The organism is Micromonospora sp. DT46 (assembly GCF_049841735.1).
Lineage (GTDB): Bacteria > Actinomycetota > Actinomycetes > Mycobacteriales > Micromonosporaceae > Micromonospora > Micromonospora reichwaldensis.
Window position 1 is genome coordinate 118,777 of the sequence record NZ_JBNCKW010000012.1, and the last position, 20,521, is coordinate 139,297.

At 74.3% G+C, this 20,521-nt stretch carries 17 protein-coding genes; 4 read left to right on the forward strand and 13 right to left on the reverse strand.

Annotation, left to right across the window (positions count from 1 at the left end; all coding sequences use genetic code 11):
* Positions 1 to 47: 47 nt before the first annotated feature.
* The 7 genes from rfbH to ACLQ20_RS28450 all read right to left on the reverse strand — a co-directional run bounded on the left by rfbH (position 48) and on the right by ACLQ20_RS28450 (position 7,130).
* Entirely contained in the window at positions 48 to 1,352 is a 1,305-nt protein-coding gene (gene rfbH / locus ACLQ20_RS28420; RefSeq protein WP_151454572.1) for a lipopolysaccharide biosynthesis protein RfbH, read from the reverse strand.
* Between the two features lie 58 nt (positions 1,353 to 1,410).
* Positions 1,411 to 2,472, reverse strand: a complete 1,062-nt coding sequence (locus ACLQ20_RS28425; RefSeq protein WP_151454573.1) for a glucose-1-phosphate thymidylyltransferase — start codon at positions 2,470 to 2,472, stop codon at positions 1,411 to 1,413.
* Positions 2,473 to 2,529: 57 nt separating this feature from the next.
* The gene (locus tag ACLQ20_RS28430; protein WP_151454574.1) at positions 2,530 to 3,684 is read right to left on the reverse strand and encodes a DegT/DnrJ/EryC1/StrS family aminotransferase; all 1,155 of its coding nucleotides are present in this window, start codon (positions 3,682 to 3,684) and stop codon (positions 2,530 to 2,532) included.
* 183 nt (positions 3,685 to 3,867) lie between these two features.
* Positions 3,868 to 5,211 (reverse strand): nucleotide disphospho-sugar-binding domain-containing protein, encoded by a 1,344-nt coding sequence (locus ACLQ20_RS28435; protein WP_425858122.1) that lies wholly within the window; start codon positions 5,209 to 5,211, stop codon positions 3,868 to 3,870.
* A 56-nt stretch (positions 5,212 to 5,267) separates the two neighbouring features.
* On the reverse strand, positions 5,268 to 6,068 hold the full coding sequence (locus tag ACLQ20_RS28440; RefSeq protein ID WP_151456137.1) for an SAM-dependent methyltransferase: 801 nt from the start codon (positions 6,066 to 6,068) through the stop codon (positions 5,268 to 5,270).
* A gap of 71 nt (positions 6,069 to 6,139) precedes the next feature.
* A complete protein-coding gene (locus tag ACLQ20_RS28445) occupies positions 6,140 to 6,625 on the reverse strand; it encodes an SgcJ/EcaC family oxidoreductase (RefSeq protein ID WP_358122057.1) in 486 nt (161 codons plus the stop codon).
* Positions 6,626 to 6,662: 37 nt separating this feature from the next.
* Positions 6,663 to 7,130 carry an SgcJ/EcaC family oxidoreductase gene (locus tag ACLQ20_RS28450; protein WP_132238216.1) on the reverse strand — a complete coding sequence of 156 codons (468 nt, stop codon included), beginning with the start codon at positions 7,128 to 7,130 and terminating at the stop codon, positions 6,663 to 6,665.
* Between the two features lie 424 nt (positions 7,131 to 7,554).
* On the opposite strand from ACLQ20_RS28450, the gene ACLQ20_RS28455 reads away from it, so the two are divergent.
* The 3 genes from ACLQ20_RS28455 to ACLQ20_RS28465 all read left to right on the forward strand — a co-directional run bounded on the left by ACLQ20_RS28455 (position 7,555) and on the right by ACLQ20_RS28465 (position 11,023).
* Positions 7,555 to 8,736, forward strand: coding sequence for an acyl-CoA dehydrogenase family protein (locus ACLQ20_RS28455; protein ID WP_327028755.1), 1,182 nt, complete (start codon positions 7,555 to 7,557; stop codon positions 8,734 to 8,736).
* 106 nt (positions 8,737 to 8,842) lie between these two features.
* Positions 8,843 to 10,435, forward strand: a complete 1,593-nt coding sequence (locus ACLQ20_RS28460) for a GMC family oxidoreductase (RefSeq protein WP_425858124.1) — start codon at positions 8,843 to 8,845, stop codon at positions 10,433 to 10,435.
* Between the two features lie 132 nt (positions 10,436 to 10,567).
* A complete protein-coding gene (locus ACLQ20_RS28465; protein ID WP_151456140.1) occupies positions 10,568 to 11,023 on the forward strand; it encodes an SgcJ/EcaC family oxidoreductase in 456 nt (151 codons plus the stop codon).
* A gap of 432 nt (positions 11,024 to 11,455) precedes the next feature.
* Here ACLQ20_RS28465 and ACLQ20_RS28470 read toward each other — a convergent pair whose 3' ends face one another.
* The 6 genes from ACLQ20_RS28470 to ACLQ20_RS28495 all read right to left on the reverse strand — a co-directional run bounded on the left by ACLQ20_RS28470 (position 11,456) and on the right by ACLQ20_RS28495 (position 19,182).
* On the reverse strand, positions 11,456 to 12,250 hold the full coding sequence (locus ACLQ20_RS28470; protein WP_425858125.1) for a TIGR03084 family metal-binding protein: 795 nt from the start codon (positions 12,248 to 12,250) through the stop codon (positions 11,456 to 11,458).
* Positions 12,251 to 12,413: 163 nt separating this feature from the next.
* Positions 12,414 to 14,180 carry an MFS transporter gene (locus ACLQ20_RS28475; RefSeq protein WP_425858126.1) on the reverse strand — a complete coding sequence of 589 codons (1,767 nt, stop codon included), beginning with the start codon at positions 14,178 to 14,180 and terminating at the stop codon, positions 12,414 to 12,416.
* Positions 14,164 to 15,252, reverse strand: coding sequence for a hypothetical protein (locus ACLQ20_RS28480; RefSeq protein WP_358122124.1), 1,089 nt, complete (start codon positions 15,250 to 15,252; stop codon positions 14,164 to 14,166). The genes ACLQ20_RS28475 and ACLQ20_RS28480 overlap by 17 nt, the downstream gene beginning before the upstream one ends.
* Before the next feature lie 101 nt (positions 15,253 to 15,353).
* Positions 15,354 to 16,988 carry an FAD-dependent oxidoreductase gene (locus ACLQ20_RS28485; protein ID WP_132238204.1) on the reverse strand — a complete coding sequence of 545 codons (1,635 nt, stop codon included), beginning with the start codon at positions 16,986 to 16,988 and terminating at the stop codon, positions 15,354 to 15,356.
* A complete protein-coding gene (locus tag ACLQ20_RS28490) occupies positions 16,985 to 17,554 on the reverse strand; it encodes a DUF5987 family protein (RefSeq protein ID WP_425858127.1) in 570 nt (189 codons plus the stop codon). Before ACLQ20_RS28490 ends, ACLQ20_RS28485 begins: the two co-directional genes overlap by 4 nt.
* 566 nt (positions 17,555 to 18,120) lie before the next feature.
* The gene (locus tag ACLQ20_RS28495; RefSeq protein WP_358122068.1) at positions 18,121 to 19,182 is read right to left on the reverse strand and encodes an SDR family NAD(P)-dependent oxidoreductase; all 1,062 of its coding nucleotides are present in this window, start codon (positions 19,180 to 19,182) and stop codon (positions 18,121 to 18,123) included.
* A gap of 195 nt (positions 19,183 to 19,377) precedes the next feature.
* Here ACLQ20_RS28495 and ACLQ20_RS28500 point away from each other — a divergent pair, with 195 nt between their 5' ends.
* The gene (locus tag ACLQ20_RS28500) at positions 19,378 to 20,451 is read left to right on the forward strand and encodes a carboxymuconolactone decarboxylase family protein (RefSeq protein ID WP_358122070.1); all 1,074 of its coding nucleotides are present in this window, start codon (positions 19,378 to 19,380) and stop codon (positions 20,449 to 20,451) included.
* Positions 20,452 to 20,521 lie beyond the last annotated feature (70 nt).

Sequence of the window (20,521 nt, forward strand, 5' to 3'; positions counted from 1 at the left end):
TGCTCCAATCAGGGAAGCTGCCGGGTCCCAGGGCGGGATCCCGCCGGTCAGCCGTAGGTCTTGACGAACTCCCGGATGGACGAGACGACGTAGTCGATCATCTCGTCGGTGAGCCCGGGGAAGACCCCGACGTGGAAGGTCTGGCTGGTCACGATGTCGCTGTTGGTCAGCTCGCCGACCACCCGGTACTGCTGGTCGGCGTACGCGGGGTGGCGGGTCAGGTTGCCCGCGAACAGCCGCCGCGTGCCGATCTTGCGGTCCTCCAGGAAGCCCACCAGCTCGGGCACGTCGAACGGCGCCCCCGGCTCCACGGTGATCACGAAGCCGTACCAGCTCGGGTCGCTGCGCGGCGTGGCGTGGGGCAGCAGCAGGTGCGGCACCCCGTCCAGGCCCTCGCGCAGGCGCCGCCAGTTGTGCCGCCTGGCGGCGCAGAACTCGTCGACCCGGGCCAGCTGGGCCAACCCCAGGGCGGCCTGCAGGTCGGTGGTCTTCAGGTTGTACCCGACGTGCGAGTAGATGTACTTGTGGTCGTAGCCCTCCGGGAGGGTGCCCAGCTGGTGCTCGAACCGCTTCATGCAGGTGTTGCTCTTGCCCGGGTCGCACCAGCAGTCCCGGCCCCAGTCGCGCAGCGACTCCACGATCCGGGCCAGGGCCAGGTTGTTGGTGACCACGCACCCGCCCTCGCCCATCGTCATGTGGTGCGCGGGATAGAAGCTCGCCGAGGCCAGGTCGCCGAAGCTGCCGGTGGGCCGGCCGTCGTAGAAGGAACCGACCGCGTCGCAGTTGTCCTCGATGAGGAACAGGTCGTGCTCCTTGGCGAGCTGCGCCATCTCGGCGACCGCGAACGGGTTGCCCACCGCGTGGGCCAGGATGATGGCCCTGGTCTTCGGGCCGATCGCGGCGGCCACCCGCTCGACGGTGGCGTTGTAGGTGCCCAGCTCGATGTCGACGAAGACCGGCACCAGCCCGTTCTGCAGGATCGGGTTGACCGTGGTGGGGAACCCGGCCGCCACCGTGATCACCTCGTCGCCGCGGCGCAGCCGCCGGTCGCCGAGCTGGGCGGAGGTGAGCGCCGAGACCGCCAGCAGGTTGGCCGAGGAGCCGGAGTTGCACAGGTGCGCCTTGCGGACCCGCAGCTTACGGGCGAAGGCCGACTCGAACCGGCGGGCGTTCTGCCCGGACGCGATGCGCAGGTCCAGCGCGGCCTCGACCAGCGCCACCCGCTCCTCGGCGCCCAGCACCGCGCCCGAGGGCCAGATCTCGGTCTCGCCCGGGACGAACGGCCGCTCCTCCTGGACCTCCTGGTGGTACTTGCGGACGCTGTCCAGCAGCAGTGCCTTGGGGTCGCTCATCCCATCTTCCTCTCGGATCGTGCCCGGCAGCGGGCGTCGGTCGGCGGCCGTACGGGCGTCATGCGGCGAACTCGATCCGGCTGTGGTCGCCGACCACCAGCCGGCTCCCGGCCGCCGGGCTGAGGCTGACCGTGGCGGAGCGGCCGATCAGGCAGCCGCGCAGTCCACGGACGGCGGTGATCGAGGCGTCCGCCAGCACGATCGAGTCGGCCACCTCGGCGTCGACGAGCCGGCAGCCGGGCCCGATCGCGGTGTGCGGGCCGATCCGGCAGCCCTCGACCACGGCGCCCGCGCCGATGACCACCGGCCCCTCGACGCGGCTGGCGACGATGCGGGCGCCCGGCTCCACGACCACGGCGCCGGTCAGCTCGCTGGCCGGATCGACGCTGCCGGCGACCGCGCGCGGCTGGGCGTCGAGCAGGTGCCGGTTGCAGGCCAGCAGGTCCGCCACCTGGCCGGTGTCGCGCCAGTACCCGTCGTACTCGCTGGCGCGCACCTCGGCGCCGTTGGTGACCAGCCACTGCACCGCGTCGGTGATCTCCAGCTCGCCGCGCGCGCTGGGCGTGATGGCGTCGACGCCGGCGTGGATGGCCGGGGTGAAGAAGTAGACGCCGACCAGGGCGAGGTCCCCGCGCGGCTGCCGGGGCTTCTCCACCAGGCGGCGTACCGTGCCGTCGGGATCGAGCTCGACGATGCCGAAGGCGCGCGGATCGTCCACCTTGTGCACGAGCACCTGGGCCGCGGGCCGGTGGCGGCGGAACCGGTCGGCGTACCGGGCCACGCCGTCGGGCAGCATGACGTCGCCGAGGTACATGACGAAGTCGTCGTCGCCGAGGAACGGCCGGGCCAGCCGGACGCAGTCGGCCAGCCCGCGGGGCCGGTCCTGACGCAGGTAGGTCAGCCGCACCCCGAGGCGGGAGCCGTCGGAGAGGACCTCGCTGATCTGGTCGGCCCAGGCGCCCACGATCACGCCGATCTCGGTCACCCCGGCGTCGCGGACGTTCTCCAGCACGTGCTCCAGGACCGGCTTGTTCGCCACCGGGACGAGCTGCTTGGGCATCGAGTGGCTCAGCGGGCGCAGCCGGGTGCCGGCGCCGCCGGAGAGCACCAGGGCCTTCATCGCGTACCCCCGGCGCCCCGCCGCCCGGGTGGGCCGGCCACCGGCCGCGCCGTCGGGTCAGTCACGGGTGCCGCCCTGCCGCTGCTCGACGGACTTGCGCAAGCCGTCGACGACCGTTCGTACGTCTGCATCGTCCAGTCCCTGGTGGAGCGGTAGGAGGAGGGTGGTCCGTGCCGCCTCGTCGGCGCCGGGCAGGTGCCAACCGGCGCCGTACGCGGGCACCTTGTGCAGCGGCGCGTAGCGGAACGTGGTGTAGATGCCGATGTCGAGCAGGTCGGCGGCCACCTGGTCGCGGATCTCCGGGTCGAGTTGCACCCAGTAGAAGTAGTGCGAGCTGCGCTGCCCGGCGGGCAACGGCGGGGGGAGCCGGACGCCCTCGACGTCGGCGAGTAGGCGGTCGTACTCCGCGGCGATCTCCCGCCGGCGCGCGACGAACCCGGGCAGGCGGCGGAGCTGGACCAGGCCGATCGCCGCGGTGAGGTCGTTGCCGACCACCCGGCGGCCGAACTCCCGCACGTCCAGCTCCCACCAGCGGTGCGGCACCCCCTTGCCGGCGGCGGAGAAGCCGCTGGCGTGCTCCAGGCCGTGGTACGCCAGGCGGTGGGCCCGCCGGGCCAGTTCCGCGTCGCGTACGTGCAGCATCCCGCCGTCGCCGGTGACCAGGATCTTCATCGCGTCGAAGCTCCACATGGCGATGTCGCCGAAGCTGCCGCAGGGACGCCCGTCGACGGTCGACGCGACGGCGCACGCCGCGTCCTCCACCAGGGCGACCCCGCGCCGGCGGCACAGCTCGGCGATCTCGGCCACCTCGCCGGGCACGCCGCCGTAGTGCAGCAGGATCACCGCCTTCGTGGTGGGGGTCAGGGCCCGTTCCACGTCGGCGACGGAGGGGTTGAGCGTGCGCGGATCGACATCGCAGAAGACCGGCCGGGCGCCGGCCGAGGCGATGGCGTTGGCGGCGCCGACGAAGCTGATCGAGGGCAGCACCACCTCGTCACCGGGCCCGAGGGCCAGCAGCTCCACGGCGAGGAAGAGCCCGGCCGTGGCCGAGTTGATGAAGATGGTCCGCTCGGGCACCAGCCCGGCGTGCGCGGCGAACTCCTGCTCGAACTCCCTGGTACGCGGCCCGTGCCCCAGCCAGCTGCTGTCGAAGACGGCGCGCACGGCGTCGAGCTCCTCGGCGCCGAGGGTCGGCTGGAAGACGTTGATCATCGCTTCTCCTGTCGTCGAGGACGCCCGTGCACCGGCGGCGACGCGGGGGCGGCGGCGGGCAGCCGGCAGCGGGGCGGCGCGGGGCGCGCCACCCGGGTGGGCCGCGGGCGGGCGGTGCGGGAGCGGACGGTGCCGGCGGGCGTGCGCAGGGGCCCGCCCGCCGGCGGCGACGGCGCTGCCGGGTCAGGCCCGGTACCGCCGGGTGAGCTTCTCCAGCACCGGGACGGTCTCGGTCGGGCTGGGCGTGGCGAGCAGGTCGTCGTAGAGGGAGTCGGCCCCCTGCCGGAACGCCGGCTCGTCCAGCACGCGGACGAGCTGCTTGCGCATCGCGTCCACGGAGAGGTTCTTGATGTCCAGGACCAGTCCCGCGCCGCGTTCGGCGACGCAGCGGGCGGTCACCGACGACTCGATGTGCTTCGTGGCCATCGACCACTCCAGGCCGTCGGCCTCGATGGTGATCATGCCGTTGTCGTCGTCGGAGTCGGTGATCAGCTGCGGCACCCGCAGCGCCACCGCGCTGGCGAAGGTGCCCATGCCGCCGTGGTGCACCATCGCCGAACAGGACGGCAGCAGCTGGGTCAGGGGCAGGTAGTCCACCGCGCGGACGTTCTTCGGCAGGGTGGGCATGCCGGCCAGCTGGTCGGCGTTGAGCGTCGCGACCACCTCGACGTCCAGGTCGGAGACCATCTCCAGCAGGCCGGGCACGTGGTCCCAGCCGCCCTTGAAGTACATCCGCTGGGACAGCCCGAGGGAGAGCGCGACGCGGGGCCGCTCCGGCCGGTGGTGCAGCCACCGGGGGAGCACCGTCTGCCCCGAGTAGGGCACCCAGCGCGTCGGCACGGTCCGGGCGCTGGTGGGCAGGCGTACGCCCGGGGGAGTGGGGTCGACGGTCCACTGGCCCAGCAGCAGCTCGTCGTCGATCTCCAGCCCGTACCGCTCGGCGGCCGGCCGCATGGTCTCGACCAGCGGGTTCTCCTCCGGGCCCGGGCCCGGTCGGGCGGCGGCCTCGGCGAAGCGGTCCATGGTCGAGGCGAAGTAGTCCAGCCCCCAGAGCAGCCGCGCCTGCGCCGCACCGGCGACGCGCGCCGCCACCGCGCCGGCCGGGAAGCACGGGTCCCAGAGCACCAGGTCGGGCTGCCAGTCGCGGGTGAAGGCGACCAGGTCGTCGAGGACCGGGTGCGGGTCGCGGGCGGTGGACCCGACCGGGTGGAAGTCCCACATGGACGGCAGCATGAACTGGTAGAAGACGTCCCAGACCTCCTTGTCCGGCGGGGTCAGCTCCAGCGCCTCGGTGATCCGGTCGAGCCGCTGCTTGACGCTGCGCGGCTGCGGCCGACCGGGGCCCATCGGCATGATCTCCGGGTCGCCCACCGCGACCGGGGTCAGCCCGACCGCCAGCGTGCTCTCCGCCAGGACGGGGTGGGACGCGACGCGGACCTCGTGGCCGGCGCTCTGCAACGCCCACGCGAGCGGAACCAGCGGGTACAGGTGGGCCGGGTTGGGCCACAGGGCGAACACGACGCGCATGTCTCTCCTCGGTTGTGCGGTCCTGGTGGGTGCGGTGCGGCGGTCGGCGGTACGGGTCAGAGCTTGCGGGCCACCCCGGCGTACATCCGGTCGGTGGAGGTGGCGTCGGGGTCGTCCTGCCGCCAGCGGCCGGTCGGCACGAGCCCGGGCGCGACGAGCTCGAAGCCCTCGAAGAGGTCGGCGATCTGCGCGGCGGTCCGGTAGACCATCGGCGCGGTGGCGTTGCGGTAGCTGTCCTCCATCATCTGGCGCTCCTCGTCCGGCCCGCCCTCCACGCAGAGGTGGGACAGGGCCAGGTACGAGCCGGGCGCCAGCCGGTCGCGGAAGGCCCGGATGATGCCCTTCGGGTCCTCGCTGTCCCGGATGAAGTGGAAGACCGCGATGAACAGCACCCCGACGGGCTGGGAGAAGTCGATCAGGGACTTGGTGTCCGGGTGGTCGAGGATCGAGCCGGGGTCGCGCAGGTCGGCGGTGAAGATCCCGGTGTTGGCCCGCTCGTCCTCGGTGAGCAGGCGCTTGCCGTGCTCGGCGACCGCCGGGTCGTTGTCCACGTAGATCACCCGGGGCTGGGAGACGGCCCGCCGCGCCACGTGGTGGGTGTTCTCCTGGCTCGGCAAGCCCGCCCCGACGTCGATGAACTGCCGGATCCCGCACTCCTCGGCGAGGTGCCGGACGGCGCGGCCCAGGAACCGGCGGTTCTCCCACACCACGTCGCGGGTGAGCGTCTGTCCGACCCGCCCGATCACGGCCTCCGCCGCGGCCCGGTCCACCGGGTAGTTGTTCGTGCCGTGGAGGAAGTAGTCGTACATCCGCGCCGGCGACGGCCGCTCCACGGACTGGGCAGGTTCTGTCGACATCGGTCTCTCCTCGTACGTCGCTGGTTGGGAGTGCGGGTGGGGGCCGGCCCCGACGGGACCGGCCCCCGGGGTCAGCCGGTGACGGGGCTGCTCTGGTGCGAGAGCAGCAGCGGGCGGCCGTCGTCCTGGCGGACGATGATCCAGGTGGCCCGGATGTGCCGCCCGGGGGCGACCTCGCTCTCGCCGGCGAGGATGATGCCGCCGCCGGTGACCACCATGGCGACGTCCGGGTGCAGGAAGCTCACCGACACCGGGTAGCCCTTGACGTAGGCGCCCCGGTACGGGCCCGCGAACCCCTTGGTCATGAAGGCGCGGATCTCGTCGCGGCTGGTCAGCTGCTCGTCGCCCATGAGCAGGCTGCCGTTCTCCGCGAAGAGGTCGGCGAAGAAGTCCGGGTCGTTGGCCTTCCACGCGGCCTGGATCAGCTGCGGTACGGCCAGGACGGCCTTCTCGTCGTCGCTGACGAATTCCCGGTAGTAGGAGTGGTCCTCCGCGACGCGGGCGGCCTCGAGGATCTCCGTCGCGTCGCCCCACCGCGACGCTGCCTTGGTGGTCATGGGTGCTCCTTGCCGATCGTCACGGGGGGATGGACGGTCACCAGCGCAGCGTCGCGCCGGCGCCGCGCGGGCTGTTCTGGTAGCCGGCGAGCTTCCACTCGCCGTCGCGCTTGACGACGATCCACGTGGAGCGGACGGCGAGCTCCGGGGCGATCTCGGTCTCGCCCGGGGCGAGGATGCCGCCGTGGGTGCGCAGCAGGGCGACCTCGTCGTTGACGAACCGCACGTCGACGGGGTTGCCGGTGACGCCGGTGCCCTTGAACGGGCCGGCGTACGCGGCGGCCATGAACGAGTAGATCTCGTCGCGGCCCTTCTTGTAGACGTCGCCGGGGAGGATGAGGATGCCGTCCTCGGTGAAGCTGTCGGCGACGCCGGCGGCGTCGTTGCGGCTCCAGGCGGCGACCAGCCGCAGCGGAACGCCGAGGGCCTCCTTCTCCTTCTCACTGGTGAAGGGGCCGTAGTAGGCGTCGAGGTCGGGTCGGTTGGCCTGGGTGGTCGTGGTCATGGGGGTGCTCCTTCGTCGGTTCGGGCGGCGGGATGCGCCGACGCCGGGTACCGGTCGTGATCGCTACCCCGAATCGTTGCCGGGGCCCGTCACCGACTGCATCTCTCTGATTGCGCTGCCGGGCAGGCCGGGGCAGGCCGTCGCGCCGGGCGGTCGGGGCGGGGTGGGAGCGGGGGTGGCCGGCGGCGAATCCCGCGACACCGCACTTGCGGAGATGCGTCGACCTCCGGCGGGAGCAGACGATGCCAGGGCCACCCCAGGCGGGGCGCGCCCCGAGCGACCGCGCCGCCCGCCGCCGGTGACGGCTGGCCGGACCGGACGCGACCGGGGCGGATGCCCCCGCTGGCCCGGTCCCGTGCCGTGCGCCCGGCGGTCACGCGGCGGTGGTGTAACCGCCGAACCGACGATTATCGAGGAGGTCAGGGTGGACGTCACCCAGACGGTGCCCGGCACGGAACTGGTGCGTCGCGCGACGGAGCTGGTGCCCCTGTTGCAGAAGCACGCGAGCTGGTCCGAGGAGAACCGCCGCATGCACGACGAGGTGGTCGAGGCGATGGCCGACGCCGGCCTGTTCCGGATGCGGATCCCGAAGCGGTACGGGGGGTACGAGTCGGACACCCGGACGCTGACCGACGTGACGGCCCAGCTGGCCCGGGGTGACGGCTCCGTCGCCTGGACCGCCTCGGTGTGGTGCATCCCGGGCTGGATGGTCGGGATGTTCCCCGACGAGGTGCAGGACGAGGTCTTCGGCACGCCCGACGTGCGGGTCTGCGGCACGCTGAGCCCGACCGGCAACGCGCAGCCCCGGCCGGGGGGTGTGCTGCTCAACGGCCAGTGGGGCTTCATCAGCGGAGCCCTGCACAGCCAGTGGCAGGAGATCATCGCGATGGGGGCGGCGCCGGACGGCACCCCGATGCCCCTCATGATGCTGGTGCCCATGTCGGACCTGGAGGTCGTCGACGACTGGCACACCGCGGGGATGCGGGGCTCGGGCAGCGTCACCACCGTCGCCCGGGACGTCTTCGTGCCGCAGGAGCGGGTGCTGCCGCTGCCGGCCGTGCTCCAGGGCCAGTACGCCTCGAAGCTCAACGCCGAGTCGCCGATGTACCGGGCGCCCCTGCTCGGCGTCGCCGCCGCGTCCTCGGTCGGCACCGTGATCGGGCTGGCCCGGGCCGCCCGGGAGGTGTTCTTCGAGCGGCTGCCCGGCCGGAAGATCACCTACACCGACTACGGCAGCCAGGCCGAGGCGCCGGTGACCCACCTCCAGGTGGCCGAGGCGACGCTCAAGGCCGACCAGGCCGAGTTCCACGGGTACCGGGTCGCGGACCTGACCGACAGCAAGGGCCGCTCGGGCGAGCCGTGGACGCTCGAGGAGCGGGTCCGCTCCCGCGCCGACGTGGGCGCGGTCTGCCAGCTGGGCCGCGAGGCGGTGGAGGTGCTGGCCCTGGCCAGCGGCGGTTCCTCGGTCTACAGCTCGGTGCCGATCCAGCGGATCGCCCGGGACGTGCACACGGTCAACCTGCACGCCCTGATGACCCCGCAGACCAACTTCGAGCTCTACGGCCGGGTGCTCTGCGGCCAGGAGCCGAACAGCTTCTACATCTGACACCGGGCCCGGGCGGCGGCACCCGGCGACGCCGGGTGCCGCCCCGGATCCGTACCAGCTGCGCTGATGTCACGCCTGCGGGCGGGCACGCGACGAGGAGGGGTGGATGTACGACTATGTAATCGTCGGGGCGGGATCGGCGGGCTGCGTGCTGGCCGCGCGACTGAGCGAGGATCCCGACGTCCGGGTCTGCCTCGTCGAGGCCGGCCCGGCGGACACGGCGCAGAACGTGCACGTTCCGGTGGCGTTCGGCCAGCTGTTCCGCACCCAGCTCGACTGGGACTACGACACGCACGACGAGCCGCAGCTGGACCGCCGCCGGATCTACCTGCCCCGCGGCCGGGTGCTGGGCGGCACCAGCTCGATCAACACGATGATCTACGTCCGGGGCCACCGGTCGGACTTCGACGGGTGGAACCAGCCCGGGTGGAGCTTCGACGAGCTGCTGCCGTACTTCAAGCGGTCGGAGGACAACGAGCGGGGCGAGTCGGCCTACCACGGGGCCGGCGGTCCGCTGCGGGTCTCCGACGGCCGGTCCCGCAACCCGATGTCCGCCGCCTTCGTCGCCGCTGCCCAGGAGGCGGGCTTCGGCGCCAACGACGACTTCAACGGCGCCCAGCAGGACGGCTTCGGGCTGTTCCAGCTGACCCAGCGCGACGGCCGGCGGGCCAGCACCGCCACCGCCTTCCTGCACCCCGTGGCCGACCGGCCCAACCTGACCGTCGAGGTCAACCTCCAGGTGCACCGGGTGCTCATCGAGAACGGCCGGGCGGTGGGCGTGGTGGGCCAGCGGCTCGGCGAGGACGTCGAGATCCGGGCCGAGCGGGAGGTGGTGCTGTCCGGCGGGGCGTACAACTCGCCGCAGCTGCTCATGCTCTCCGGCATCGGGCCGGCGGCGCTGCTCACGGCGCTCGGCGTGCCGGTCGCGCTGGACCAGCCGCAGGTCGGGCAGAACCTCCAGGACCACGTCCTGGTGCCGTTGATCTACGCCCACTCGCACCCGGTCAGCCTGATCGCCGCCGGCACCCCGGACGACCTCGAGCAGTTCATGTCCGAGGGGCGGGGGCCGATGACCTCCAACGGCCCGGAGGCCGGCGGGTTCGTCCGGACCTCCGACGGCCTGGCCGCGCCGGACGTGGAGTTCCTCTCCGCGCCGGTGATGTTCGCCGACAACGGCCTGGGCACGCCCACGGACCACGCCCTGTCCTACGGTCCGTCGATGCTGGCGCCGCGCAGCCGGGGCAGCGTGCTGCTCGCCCTGGCCGACCCCACCGCGAAGCCGAAGATCGTGCACAACTACTTCGCCGAGGAGTCCGACCTGGACGACGCGGTGGCGGCCCTGCGGATCGGGCTGGACATCGCCCGGCAGCCGGCCCTGGCGCCGTACACGGAGCGTCCGTTCCGGCCGCCGGCGTCGGAGTCCGACGCCGACCTGCGGGACTACGTCCGCCAGTACGCGCACTCCATCTACCACCCGGCCGGCACCTGCGCGATGGGCGCCGTGGTCGACGCGGAGCTGCGCGTCCTCGGGGTCGACGGGCTGCGGGTCGCGGACGCGTCCGTGATGCCCCGCCTGGTCAGCGGCAACCCGAACGCCGCGACCATCGCCATCGGCGAGAAGGCCGCGGACCTGATCAAGGGGGTGGCCGCGGCCACCGAGCCCGCGCTGGCCGCCGGTGCGGCGGGCCCGGCGCGGTAGCGCGTCGGGCGGGGCCGCGGCCGGCGACGCGACCGGCCGTGGCCCGAGGCGGCGACCACCAGCGGTACCCGCGCCGACGCGACCGGAGCGCCGGCGACCACTCACATCCGACACCCGGCAGAGGAGCACACCATGACCAACAAGGCAGCGTCGCTCGTCGAGCAGTCCAAGCAGTGGGCGAAGCACTACGGGGCGTACAGCAACGGGGAGGAGGGCCACGCCTTCACCGCGCCGCTGCGCGTGCGGGCCAACTGGGACGCCAACGACGCCGACGCCATCGCCGAGATGTTCACCGACAACGGCAGCATGCTGATGGGCGACGAACAGCTGAAGAGCCGGGATGAGATCCGCGCCTGGCTGACCGACACGTTCGCCGGCCCGTACAAGGGGGCCCGGATGACCTTCGAGCCCGTCGAGATCAGCATGCTGCACCGGGACTCCGCCCTGATCGTCGCCGAGGGCGGCATCCTGCTGGCCGGCGAGACCGAGGTCGCCCCGGAGCGGAGCAGCCGCATCGTCTTCGTCACCGTCCGCGTCGACGACGACTGGCGGGTCCTGTCCTACCAGTCGAGCCCGGTCAAGGGCTGACCCGGCCCACCCCGTCGACCCGGGCCCGGGCGCGGGAGGCGACGACCGGCTCCGGCCGGCCGCGTCCCGCTCCCGGGCCCGGGTCGCGTCGTACCCCGCGACCGGCTCCTCCGGCACCCGCCCCGGAACCTCACCGTCCGGACCCACCGCGTCCGCCGCCGGCCCGCCGGCGGCGGTTCGTCGTTCGTCCGGCGGCCCGGCCGCTCTTCGTCGGCTCCCCGGACGAGGTCCGCCGTTGGCGTGCTCGCGGCGCCGTGGCCGGGGCCCTGGTCCTGGTCCGCCGTCGCGCCGCGCCGGGCCCTGGTGCCGACCCCGGTCGGCCGCAGGCGGTACGCGATGGCGGGGCCGCGCACACGGAAGCGACCACGGCGCTCGGCCGTGGTCGCGGGGTGGCCCGTGCGCCCCGGCGGTCCGGCCGGGGCGCACGGGACGTCAGGTGGTGGCGAACTGTCCCGGCCGCCGCCCCGGGCCGGCCGGGCCCCGGTACGCCTGGGCGATGTCCAGCCAGTGGTGGGCCTCGGCGCCGATGGCTTTCAGCGACAGGTCGTCGCGGTGCCGACGCCGGGTCACCAGCAGGCAGAAGTCCTCGGCGGTGCCGTTGACGATCTGCTCGGCGTCCGGCGGCCCGAAGTACCAGATTGCGCCCGACGGGGCGGTGATGACGAAGCGGAACGTGCTGCTCGGCACCTCCAGCCCCCGTGCCAGGTAGCCGAAGTCCCAGGTGCGGACCGCGAACTCGACGAGCGGCCGGAGCCGGTCGGTGCGGCGGCGGCGTACGCCGAGGGCGTCGGCGATGTCCTGGCCGTGCCCGAACAGCTCCATCATGCCCGCCGCGGCGAGCACCGGCGCCGGCAGCGGCCGGACGAGCCAGGGCACCGGCTGTCCCGCCGGGACGGCGGCGAGGGCCTTCTCGGCGAGGGTCCGCTCCTCGCGCCACCGCGCCAGCAGCGCCGCGGGCGCCTCGGCCAGGTACGGAGCCATCGCCGCGTTCACGTTCGCGTCGAAGTCGCCGCTCATGCGCGACATGAGGGCCTTGAAGCCGTCCGGGTCGGCGGCGGCCAGGCCGGCCATCCGGAAGGTGGCGGTCAGGTGGGCGATCTGGTGCGCGACCGTCCAGCCCTCGGCGGGGGTGGGGGTCCGCCACCCGGCGTCGTCCAGCTCGGCGACCATGCGGTCGACGTCGTCGCCCTCGGCCTCCAGGGCGGCGAACACGTCCTGTTCTGCCACGCGCTCATCCTCTCGATGCGGTGCCGCCCCGACCCGGACGGACGATGCGGGCCCCGGGCTTCGTCGCGGGGGGTGACCTCGACCGGTGCGGTGGCGCACGTCGCCGGCGCCGTACGGCCGGCGGTTGACGGGGGAGCCGGCCGATCGGGTCGGTGCCGGCGCATCAATCATCGGCGGGTGGCGTGGTGGGTGTCTTCTCCCACTGTGCGGAGCGCGACGGGCGGCCACGTCCCGGTCCGACCGTCTCCGGGGCCTCGCGGCCCGGGCCGCCGTCGGGCGGCGGCGTGCCGTCGACCGGCGGCTCCGCCTCGTGGCCGGCCGGGCGCCCGCGTAGCCGGAGCGCGAACAGCCCGCCGAGCAGCAGGACGCCCACCACCACCCCCAGGGCCGGCCGGACGGCGGGCAGGAACGCGTCGGCGAACGCGCCGGCGGCCACGTCGCGGTACCGGTCGGCGAGCTCCGGCGGGGTTCCGGGCGGCATGACGAACCCGCCGGCCTGGCCGGCACCCAGCTTGACGCCTTCCCCGGCGGCCCCGCCGAAGCCGTGCAGGAAGTCCGCCCGGGCCTCGGGAGGCAGCTGCGCCGCCCCCGCGCGGGCGGCCTCGGGCAGGGTGTCGGCGAGCCGGTGTTGCAGGACGGCGCCGACGACGGCCGCGCCGAGCGCGCCGCCGACCTGCCGTGCGGTGTTGAGCACGCCCGCGGCGGCGCCGGCCAGTTGGGCGGGGACGTGGCGCATCGCCTCGGTGGTGGTCGGCGCGATGGACGCCCCCATGCCGATGCCGACGGCGACCAGCGGCAGGACGAAGGTGCCGGCCGTGGAGTGCGGCGTGACCAGCAGCGCCATGCCCAGCACGCCGAGCGCGTACACGGTGAGCCCGCCCGCGAGCAGACGCCGGCCGCCGAGCCGGTCGGTGAGCCGCCCGGCGACCGGCGCGACGGCGCTGAGCACCACCGTCCAGGGCAGCGCGGCGAGGCCCGACTCCAGCGGGCTCATGCCGAGCAGCGCCTGCGTCTCGATCACGAAGACCAGCAGGAAGCCGTACAGCCCGAAGGAGCTGACGAGCGTGATCAGGGTCGCCGGGCCGAAGTTGCCGAGGCGGAACAGCCCGGGCGGGACGAGCGGCTCCCGCTGCTGGCGCTGGCGCAGCGCGAAGACCACTCCGCACAGCGCCGCGACGGCCAGGATCGCCGGGATGCTCACGGGCCCGCGTACCGTGCCCCAGTCGTGCCGTTCGCCCTCGATGAGGGCGTACATGAGGCCCACCAGCGCGGCGGTGGCCAGGAGCACGCCGACCACGTCGAGGTGGCGCGGCCGGCGGGTGCGCAGGTCGGGGACGAGCCACCAGGCGAGGGCGACGCCCGCCACGCTGAGCGGCACGTTCAGGTAGAAGATCCACTCCCAGCCGAGCCGGGTGATCACGAGACCGCCGAGGGTGGGGCCGCTGACGGCGGCCACGCCCGCGACGGCGGTGAAGATCCCGAAGGCGGCGCCCCGCCGCGCGGCCGGGAAGATGCCGGAGATGAGGACCAGCGCCTGCGGCAGCAGCGCCGCGGCGCCCACGCCCTGCACCACCCGCGCGGCGATGAGCTGCCCCGGGGACTGGGCCGCCCCGCAGAGCACGGAGGCCACCGCGAACACCGCCATGCCGGCCATGAAGACGGTACGCGGGCCGAACAGGTCGCCGAGGCGCCCGGCGACGATCAGCAGCGACGCCAGCGCCAGCAGGTAACCGTTCAGCACCCAGAGCATGCTGTCGATCCCGGTGTCCAGGGACCGCATCATGTCCGGCACGGCGGTGTTGACGATGCTCGTGTCGAGCAGGATGAGGAAGTTGCCGAGGCACAGCACCAGCAGGGCCGCCCACGGGTTGACCGGTCGCGGCGTCGTCACCGCCTCGGCGCCCCGCTCCGGGTCACGGTTGCTCCGCACGCGACGCCTCCTGCTCGTCGTCGGCGTCGGGCACGCCGAGCGGGGCGGGCCGCAGGCCGTCCTCGTACAGGGTCGCGCCGATCCGGCGGGCCGTGGCGAGGCTCGCCCAGGCCGTGACCGTGACCAGCGCGGCGTCGTCGGCGCCGCCGTCGCGGCAGGCGGCGACGTCGGCGTCGGTCACCCGGTACGGCGCGAGCGCGGTCAGCAGCGCCAGCCGGGCGACGGGTCGCTCGGCCGGCGCGAGTTCGGCGACGGCGGCGTCGAACCACCGGCCGCCGCCCGGCTCCGGGGGCGGCGGGCCGGCCAGGCAGGCCAGGATCCGCCGCCGGACGTGCTCCGGCAGGGCGGCCTGACCGGCGTGGTGGACCGCCTGGCCGGCCCGGGCGAAGGCGGCGGCCACGTGCGGCTGGCCGACGGCCCAGGCCAGGTCGGCCTCCGGCGGCGCGGGCGGCAGCAGCTCCAGGGACCGGCCGGGTGGCCGTCCGGCGCGCGCCAGCGCCCCCATGATGCGGGCGGCGGTCCGCCGGACCCCGGCGCGGATCCCGGCCGGCGCCGGCGGCAACGGGGAGTCCTGGAGGAAGACGCTCACCATCCGGTTCAGGTAGTGGAAGGCCACCGCCACGCCGATCAGTTCCGGCCCGTGCGCGGCGGGGAACGGTGGGGGACGGCGGCGCGCCGCGCTGGCGTCCCCGCTGTGCCGGGCCCACTCGGCCAGGGCCCGCAGCCGGGGGTCGCCGATCCCGCCGACCCCGGCGCCCAGCCACCCGCCCGGGTCGCCCAGCAGTCCGGCCGCCGTGGCGCCGTGCACCTCCACGCAGTACGGGCACCGGTTGCTCTCGGAGACGGCGGCGGCGACCACCTCCTTGGCCTCGCGGCCCACCAGCCCTTCGGCGAGCAGCGTCTCGCGCAGCATCAGCCAGCAGGCCCGCAGCACGTCGGGGGCGGGGGAGTGCAGCAGCACCGGGGGCGCGAGGACGCCGAAGTCGTCGGCCATCTGCCGGTAGACCCGCGCGACGGGCCCGTCGGCGGCCTCCGGGGCGACCGGCGTCACGTGCCGGACGTGGGTCAGCATGGTGCGGCTCGTCACCCGAGCCAGTCGCCTGCCCATCGGTTTCCTTCCTGGTCGGGCGGGCCGGGGCCGGGGGCGGGGCGCGCCCCCGGCCCGTCGTGGTCCTAGCTGGGCACGACCTGGGGCACCGCGGTGACCGTGCCGTCGGGCAGCGAGCCGTGGTAGGTGACGTCGATGCCCCGCTGCTGCGCCGCGCGGACGATGCCGGGCACGGCGCGTTCGGCCAGCGCGGCGATGGTGAGGGCCGGGTTGACGGTGAGCGCGCCCGGCACCGCCGAGCCGTCGGTGACGAAGATGCCGGGGTGCTGCCGCAGCTCGTGCCGGTCGTCGAGGGCCGACGTCGCCGGGTCGTCGCCGATCCGGCAGGACGACAGCGGGTGCACCGTGTACGCGCCGACCACGTCGTTGGTCCACGGCATCACCCGGGCCAGCCCGTCGCGCTCCAGGATGTCCCGGGCGTCCGCGTCGGCGGCGGCCCAGCCCCGCAGCGTGTTGGCGGTGGGCCGGTAACGCAACGGGCCCCGGCCGAGCATCTGCTGGGAGATGCGGTCGGCGTTGCCGGTCGCCGGCGGCGGCCCGAAGACGCCCTCGTTGTCGTCCTCCGACATCGTGAACAGCGTCAGCCACGACTGCCAGCGGCGCAGCATCTCCTTCTTCTCCAGGCCGAACCAGCTCGGGCCCTGCGCGTCGGGCACCTGGGCGAGGATCGTGCCCAGCCCCAACGGGAAGAAGAGCTGCTCCAGCGAGTACCGCTCGTACTCGGGCAGGTCGGGGTCGAGCCGGTCCCAGGTCGCCACCGTCGGCCCGCGGCCGATCTGGTTGGCGTCGTAGCCCTTTCCGTTGGGGCGGCTGAGCCCGAGCACCTCCCGGACCCGGTCGTCGTCGAAGACGGCCGTGTTGAGCCGCTCGCCGTTGCCGGAGAAGTACCGGCCGACGGCGGGGGGCATCGTGCCCAGCGTGGGCTCCGAGCGTTGCAGGATCACCGGGGTGGCCCCGGCCCCGGCCGCCACGATGACGATCTTGGCGTCGATCGTCCCGCTGTCGTGCAGGATCCGGTAGTCCTCCGCGTCGACGATGCGGTAGTGCACCCGGTACCCGCCGTCCTCGGTGCGGGAGAGGTGCTGCACCTCGTGCAACGGCCGGATCTCGGCGCCGTGCGCCAGGGCGGCCGGCAGGTAGTTGAGCAGCAGGGAGCGCTTCGCGTCGAAGCGGCACCCGGCCATCATCCAGTTGCAGTTGGTGCACTTGTCGACGTCCACGGCCGACGGCACCGGGTTGGCCGTGCGCCCGGCGTGCGCGCAGGCCGCCGCGAAGAGGCCGCCGGCGTACGGCACCTTGTCCCAGCTCTGCATCGTCACCGGCAGCGACTCGCAGACCCGGTCGTACCACGGGTCGAGCGTGGCGCGGGTGATGGCCGCCGGCCACATCCGGCGGCCGATGCTGCCCTGCCGCTCGAAGACGAACTGCGGCGCGCGCGGCATGGTGGCGAAGTAGACGACGCTGCCGCCGCCGACGCAGTTGCCGCCGAGCACGCTCATCCCGTCGCCGACGGTGAAGTCGAAGATCCGGGTGTACGACGAGCCGAGCTTGAAGTCGTGGTCGAACTCCTCGCTGGACAGCCACGGTCCGCGCTCCAGGACCACCACCCGCGCCCCGCCCGCGGCCAGGTGGTAGGCCGGGATCGCGCCGCCGAAGCCGCTGCCGATCACCACGACGTCGGTGCTTGCGCTACTGGTCATGCCGGGCTCCCTGTGGGGGTGGTGTGTGGGTGCAGTCGCGACAGCGGGCGTCCGTACGAGTACTCGGGGAACCGCCACAGCCCGTCGTCGTCGGGCTGGGTGATGCGAATCGCCAGCAGCCCCGGATGCCCGGCGGCGAGCGCGTCGAGCGTGTTCATGTGGGCGGCGCTGTCGTAGGCCATGTTGCTGAACAGGGCGAGCCCCACCCACATCTCCTTCTCCGGGTTGTCCGGGGCGAGCAGGTGGCTCAGCAGCGCGGTGCGGTGGTCGAACGCGAGCGCGACGAAGGGCGGCACCGCCGGGTCGAGGGTCAGGCCGTTCGCCTCGGCGTACCCGGTCGCGTGCGCGTTGAGGGCCTCACTGAGCGTCCCCAGCATCAGCGACAACCCGCCGGCCGGGTCCTCCATCAGGGCCAGCGCCCCGCACTCGACGGCGCCGCCGTCGGTCGAGACGCCGGCGATCGCCCGGTCGTCGGCGGACCGCTTCGCCCCGGGGATGATGGTGTCGGCGAACGCTTCCAGCGTCAGCACGCGTGCCTGCTGCTCCTCGGGTGTTTCCGGTTGCACGGCGGCTACCTCCTTCTGGGGCGGGCGCGTCGGTTACCGGTCCCGCCAGGGCGTTTTCGGGCAGCCTTGACCACCGCCCGCTAGGGCGACGGATGCAAGGGATGAATTGGTGGTCGCCCGGAAATGCTTTCCGTGCGGCGTGGACGGTGCGCGAAGTTCTGCATCATCGTGGCTACCGACGCAGGTGGGACGCATCTTCTGTTTTGCTGAGGCCGCTGTCCCGACGGTCGGGAGGATTGGCGTGGAATCTGCGTACGGCGGCGGGAGCGCAATTTCCGCGCCCCGATCCACGCGGACGGAAGGTGCCGCTCCGCGCGGCGGACACGGCGGGCCGTCCCGGGCGGCGGACACCGCGGCCCGGCCGCGGCGAACGGTGGGGCCGGGCCCGGTGCCCGGCCACGTGCCCTGTCCTCGCAGCGCGCCCTGTCCTCGCAGCGCGTCCCGTTCTCGCGAGCGGCACGATCTGGGAGCCGGTGCGGTGTGCCCAGGCCGGCGCGTTGCGGCGGCGTGGTCCGCGCGGGCGGGCGGCGCGCGCGGAGCGCAGTCCGGCCGGGTCGGGGCGGGGGTCAGGCCGGTTCGGTGGCGCGGCGCGGCGGGGCGGTCGCCGGGAGCGCGGCGCGCCCGGCCTGCCGGCGGCTCAGCCGCCCGGTCCGGTGCAGCCAGCGCACGGTGTCGGTCAGGGTCTCGTCCAGCGACCGGCTCGCCGACCCGAGCAGCTCCTCGGTGGGCGTGCCGTCCATCGGGCGGGCCGTGGCGCACAGGTAGATGGCGCCGTGCTCGGCGGGCAGGTGCACGGGCGAGAGCCGCTGCGCCGCGCTGACCAGGTGGCCCATCGGCAGCAGGGCCGGGGCCGGCAGCCGGAGGGTGGGCAGGGCCCGCCCGGTGACCCGGCGCAGCGCGTCGACGAACTCCCGCGTCGTGACGTACCGGCCGGGGGCCGGGAAGCGGCGGGGGCCGCGCCCCGGTTCGAGCACCGCCGCGTGCAGCCGGGCCACGTCCCGCACGTCCCCGACGGGGAAGCCGCCAGTCGGCCACAGCGGCATCAACCCGCGCAGCACGTTGCGTACCCGGGTGGTCTGGTCGCCCAGGTGCGGGTCGTCGGGCCCGAGCGAGGCCAGCGGATAGGTGATGACCACCGGTGCCCCGTCGTCCTGGTGCCGGCGCGCCACGTGCTCGGCGGCGGCCTTGCTGCTCAGGTACGCCTCCCGGGGCGCGCCCACCGGGGAGTCGACGGTCAGCGGCGACCCCGTGGCCGGCAGCAGCGCGCCGAAGGTGGAGACGTGCACGATCGGGTCGAGGCCCGCCGCCCGCGCCGCCCCGAGCACCACCTCGGTGCCGCGGAGGTTGACCGCCCGCATCCGCGCCCGGTCCCGCGAGTCGAAGCTGTACACGCCGGCGGCGTGCAGCGCGGCGGCACAGCCGTCGGCGGCCCGGGCCACGTCGGCGGGGTCGGTGACGTCGCCGGTGACCAGCTCCACGCGCCCGGCGTCGGCGCCCAGCGCCGCCAGCACCCGCCGGGCGCGGGCCGGGTCGCGCACGAGCAGCCGGACCCGGTGCCCGGCGTCGAGGAGGGCCGCCGTCGAGTGGGAGCCGATGAATCCGGTGCCACCGGTTACCAGGACCAGCATCGCGACTCCCGCGGGTGGGGGACTGGGTCGTCGCCCATCATGGGCGGGCGCCGCCGGGCCCTCCTTCTCCCAGGGTGCTCAACCGGCGTCGATGGCGTTGCCCGCGCCCCCGGACTCCCAATACTGGCATTGCCGCAGTCGTGGGAGCCGTCGTCGTGACCGTCCGGCGGGGCGGCGCAGAACAGGAGGCAGATCATGATCGCTCGTCGGGTGGCCTCGTCGGTGGTCCAGCGCCAGGTCAACTACGTCACGCCGGTGCCGCAGGGGTCCGCGCGGGGCCTGGTGGACGCCGTCTACCGGCAGGTCGCGCAGGAGATGCAGCTGGTGGTGCCGCCGGCGCAGCTGCACTCCCCGTCGCCGGAGGTGCTGGCGGCGTACTGGATGGTGATGCGGGAGCCGCTGCTGCCGACGGAGAACGTGGACCGGGCGACCAAGGAGGCGGTGGCCGCCGCGGTGTCCGTGGCGAACATCTGCCCGTACTGCGTGGACATGCACAGCGTCGGGCTCTACGAACTCTCCACGGAGCACGACGCGGAGGCGATCGTGGCCGACCGGCTCACCGAGATCGCCGACCGGCGCATCCGCGTGGCGGCGGAGTGGGGCCGTACGGCACACCAGCCGCAGACCTCGCGGCCGGTCCTGCCGTTTCCGGAGCGGGACCGCCCGGAGCTGGTCGGCGTGGTGGTGGGCTTCCACTACATCGCCCGCGTGGTCAACGTGTTCCTCTCCAACTTCCTGCTCCCGCCGGGGCTGACGCCGCGGGCGCGCCGGCGCCTGAAGCGGGGCATCGGCTGGGTGTTGCAGGGAACGCTGCGCGACGCCCGCGAGCCGGGCCGCTCGGTGGAGCTGCTGCCGCCGGCGCCGCTGCCGGCGGAGGCCGCCTGGGCGGCGGGCAGCCCGCACGTGGCCGGGGCGATGGCCCGTGCCTACGCCGCGTTCGAGGCGGCCGGCGAGCGGGCCGTCCCGCCGGCGGTCCGGGAGCTGGTCGCGGAACGCCTCGACGCCTGGCGGGGGGAGGAGACCGGCCTGAGTCGACAGTGGTGCGAGCGGCTGATCGCGCCGCTGCCCGAGGCGGAGCGGGCCGCCGGCCGCCTGGCCCTGCTGACCGTGTTCGCCTCCTACCAGGTCGACGAGGAGGTGGTCACGGAGTTCCGCCGCCACCAGCCGGGTGACGCGGCCCTGGTCGACGCGGTGGCCTGGGCCAGCTTCGCGGCGGCCCGCCGGGTGGGCACCTGGTACGCCCCCGCCGGCTCGCCCGAGCCGGTCTGACGGATTCCCGACTTCAACTGGGCAACATTGGAGACGTGACGGCGTGTCGGAGCCGACACGCTGGGTGAGG

Bases quoted from the DNA above. Each gene is read 5' to 3' on its own strand.
- rfbH (WP_151454572.1), bottom strand. From the start codon at position 1,352: ATGAGCGACCCCAAGGCACTGCTGCTGGACAGCGTCCGCAAGTACCAC.
- ACLQ20_RS28425 (WP_151454573.1), bottom strand. From the start codon at position 2,472: ATGAAGGCCCTGGTGCTCTCCGGCGGCGCCGGCACCCGGCTGCGCCCG.
- ACLQ20_RS28430 (WP_151454574.1), bottom strand. From the start codon at position 3,684: ATGATCAACGTCTTCCAGCCGACCCTCGGCGCCGAGGAGCTCGACGCC.
- ACLQ20_RS28435 (WP_425858122.1), bottom strand. From the start codon at position 5,211: ATGCGCGTCGTGTTCGCCCTGTGGCCCAACCCGGCCCACCTGTACCCG.
- ACLQ20_RS28440 (WP_151456137.1), bottom strand. From the start codon at position 6,068: ATGTCGACAGAACCTGCCCAGTCCGTGGAGCGGCCGTCGCCGGCGCGG.
- ACLQ20_RS28445 (WP_358122057.1), bottom strand. From the start codon at position 6,625: ATGACCACCAAGGCAGCGTCGCGGTGGGGCGACGCGACGGAGATCCTC.
- ACLQ20_RS28450 (WP_132238216.1), bottom strand. From the start codon at position 7,130: ATGACCACGACCACCCAGGCCAACCGACCCGACCTCGACGCCTACTAC.
- ACLQ20_RS28460 (WP_425858124.1), top strand. From the start codon at position 8,843: ATGTACGACTATGTAATCGTCGGGGCGGGATCGGCGGGCTGCGTGCTG.
- ACLQ20_RS28465 (WP_151456140.1), top strand. From the start codon at position 10,568: ATGACCAACAAGGCAGCGTCGCTCGTCGAGCAGTCCAAGCAGTGGGCG.
- ACLQ20_RS28480 (WP_358122124.1), bottom strand. From the start codon at position 15,252: ATGCTGACCCACGTCCGGCACGTGACGCCGGTCGCCCCGGAGGCCGCC.
- ACLQ20_RS28485 (WP_132238204.1), bottom strand. From the start codon at position 16,988: ATGACCAGTAGCGCAAGCACCGACGTCGTGGTGATCGGCAGCGGCTTC.
- ACLQ20_RS28495 (WP_358122068.1), bottom strand. From the start codon at position 19,182: ATGCTGGTCCTGGTAACCGGTGGCACCGGATTCATCGGCTCCCACTCG.
- ACLQ20_RS28500 (WP_358122070.1), top strand. From the start codon at position 19,378: ATGATCGCTCGTCGGGTGGCCTCGTCGGTGGTCCAGCGCCAGGTCAAC.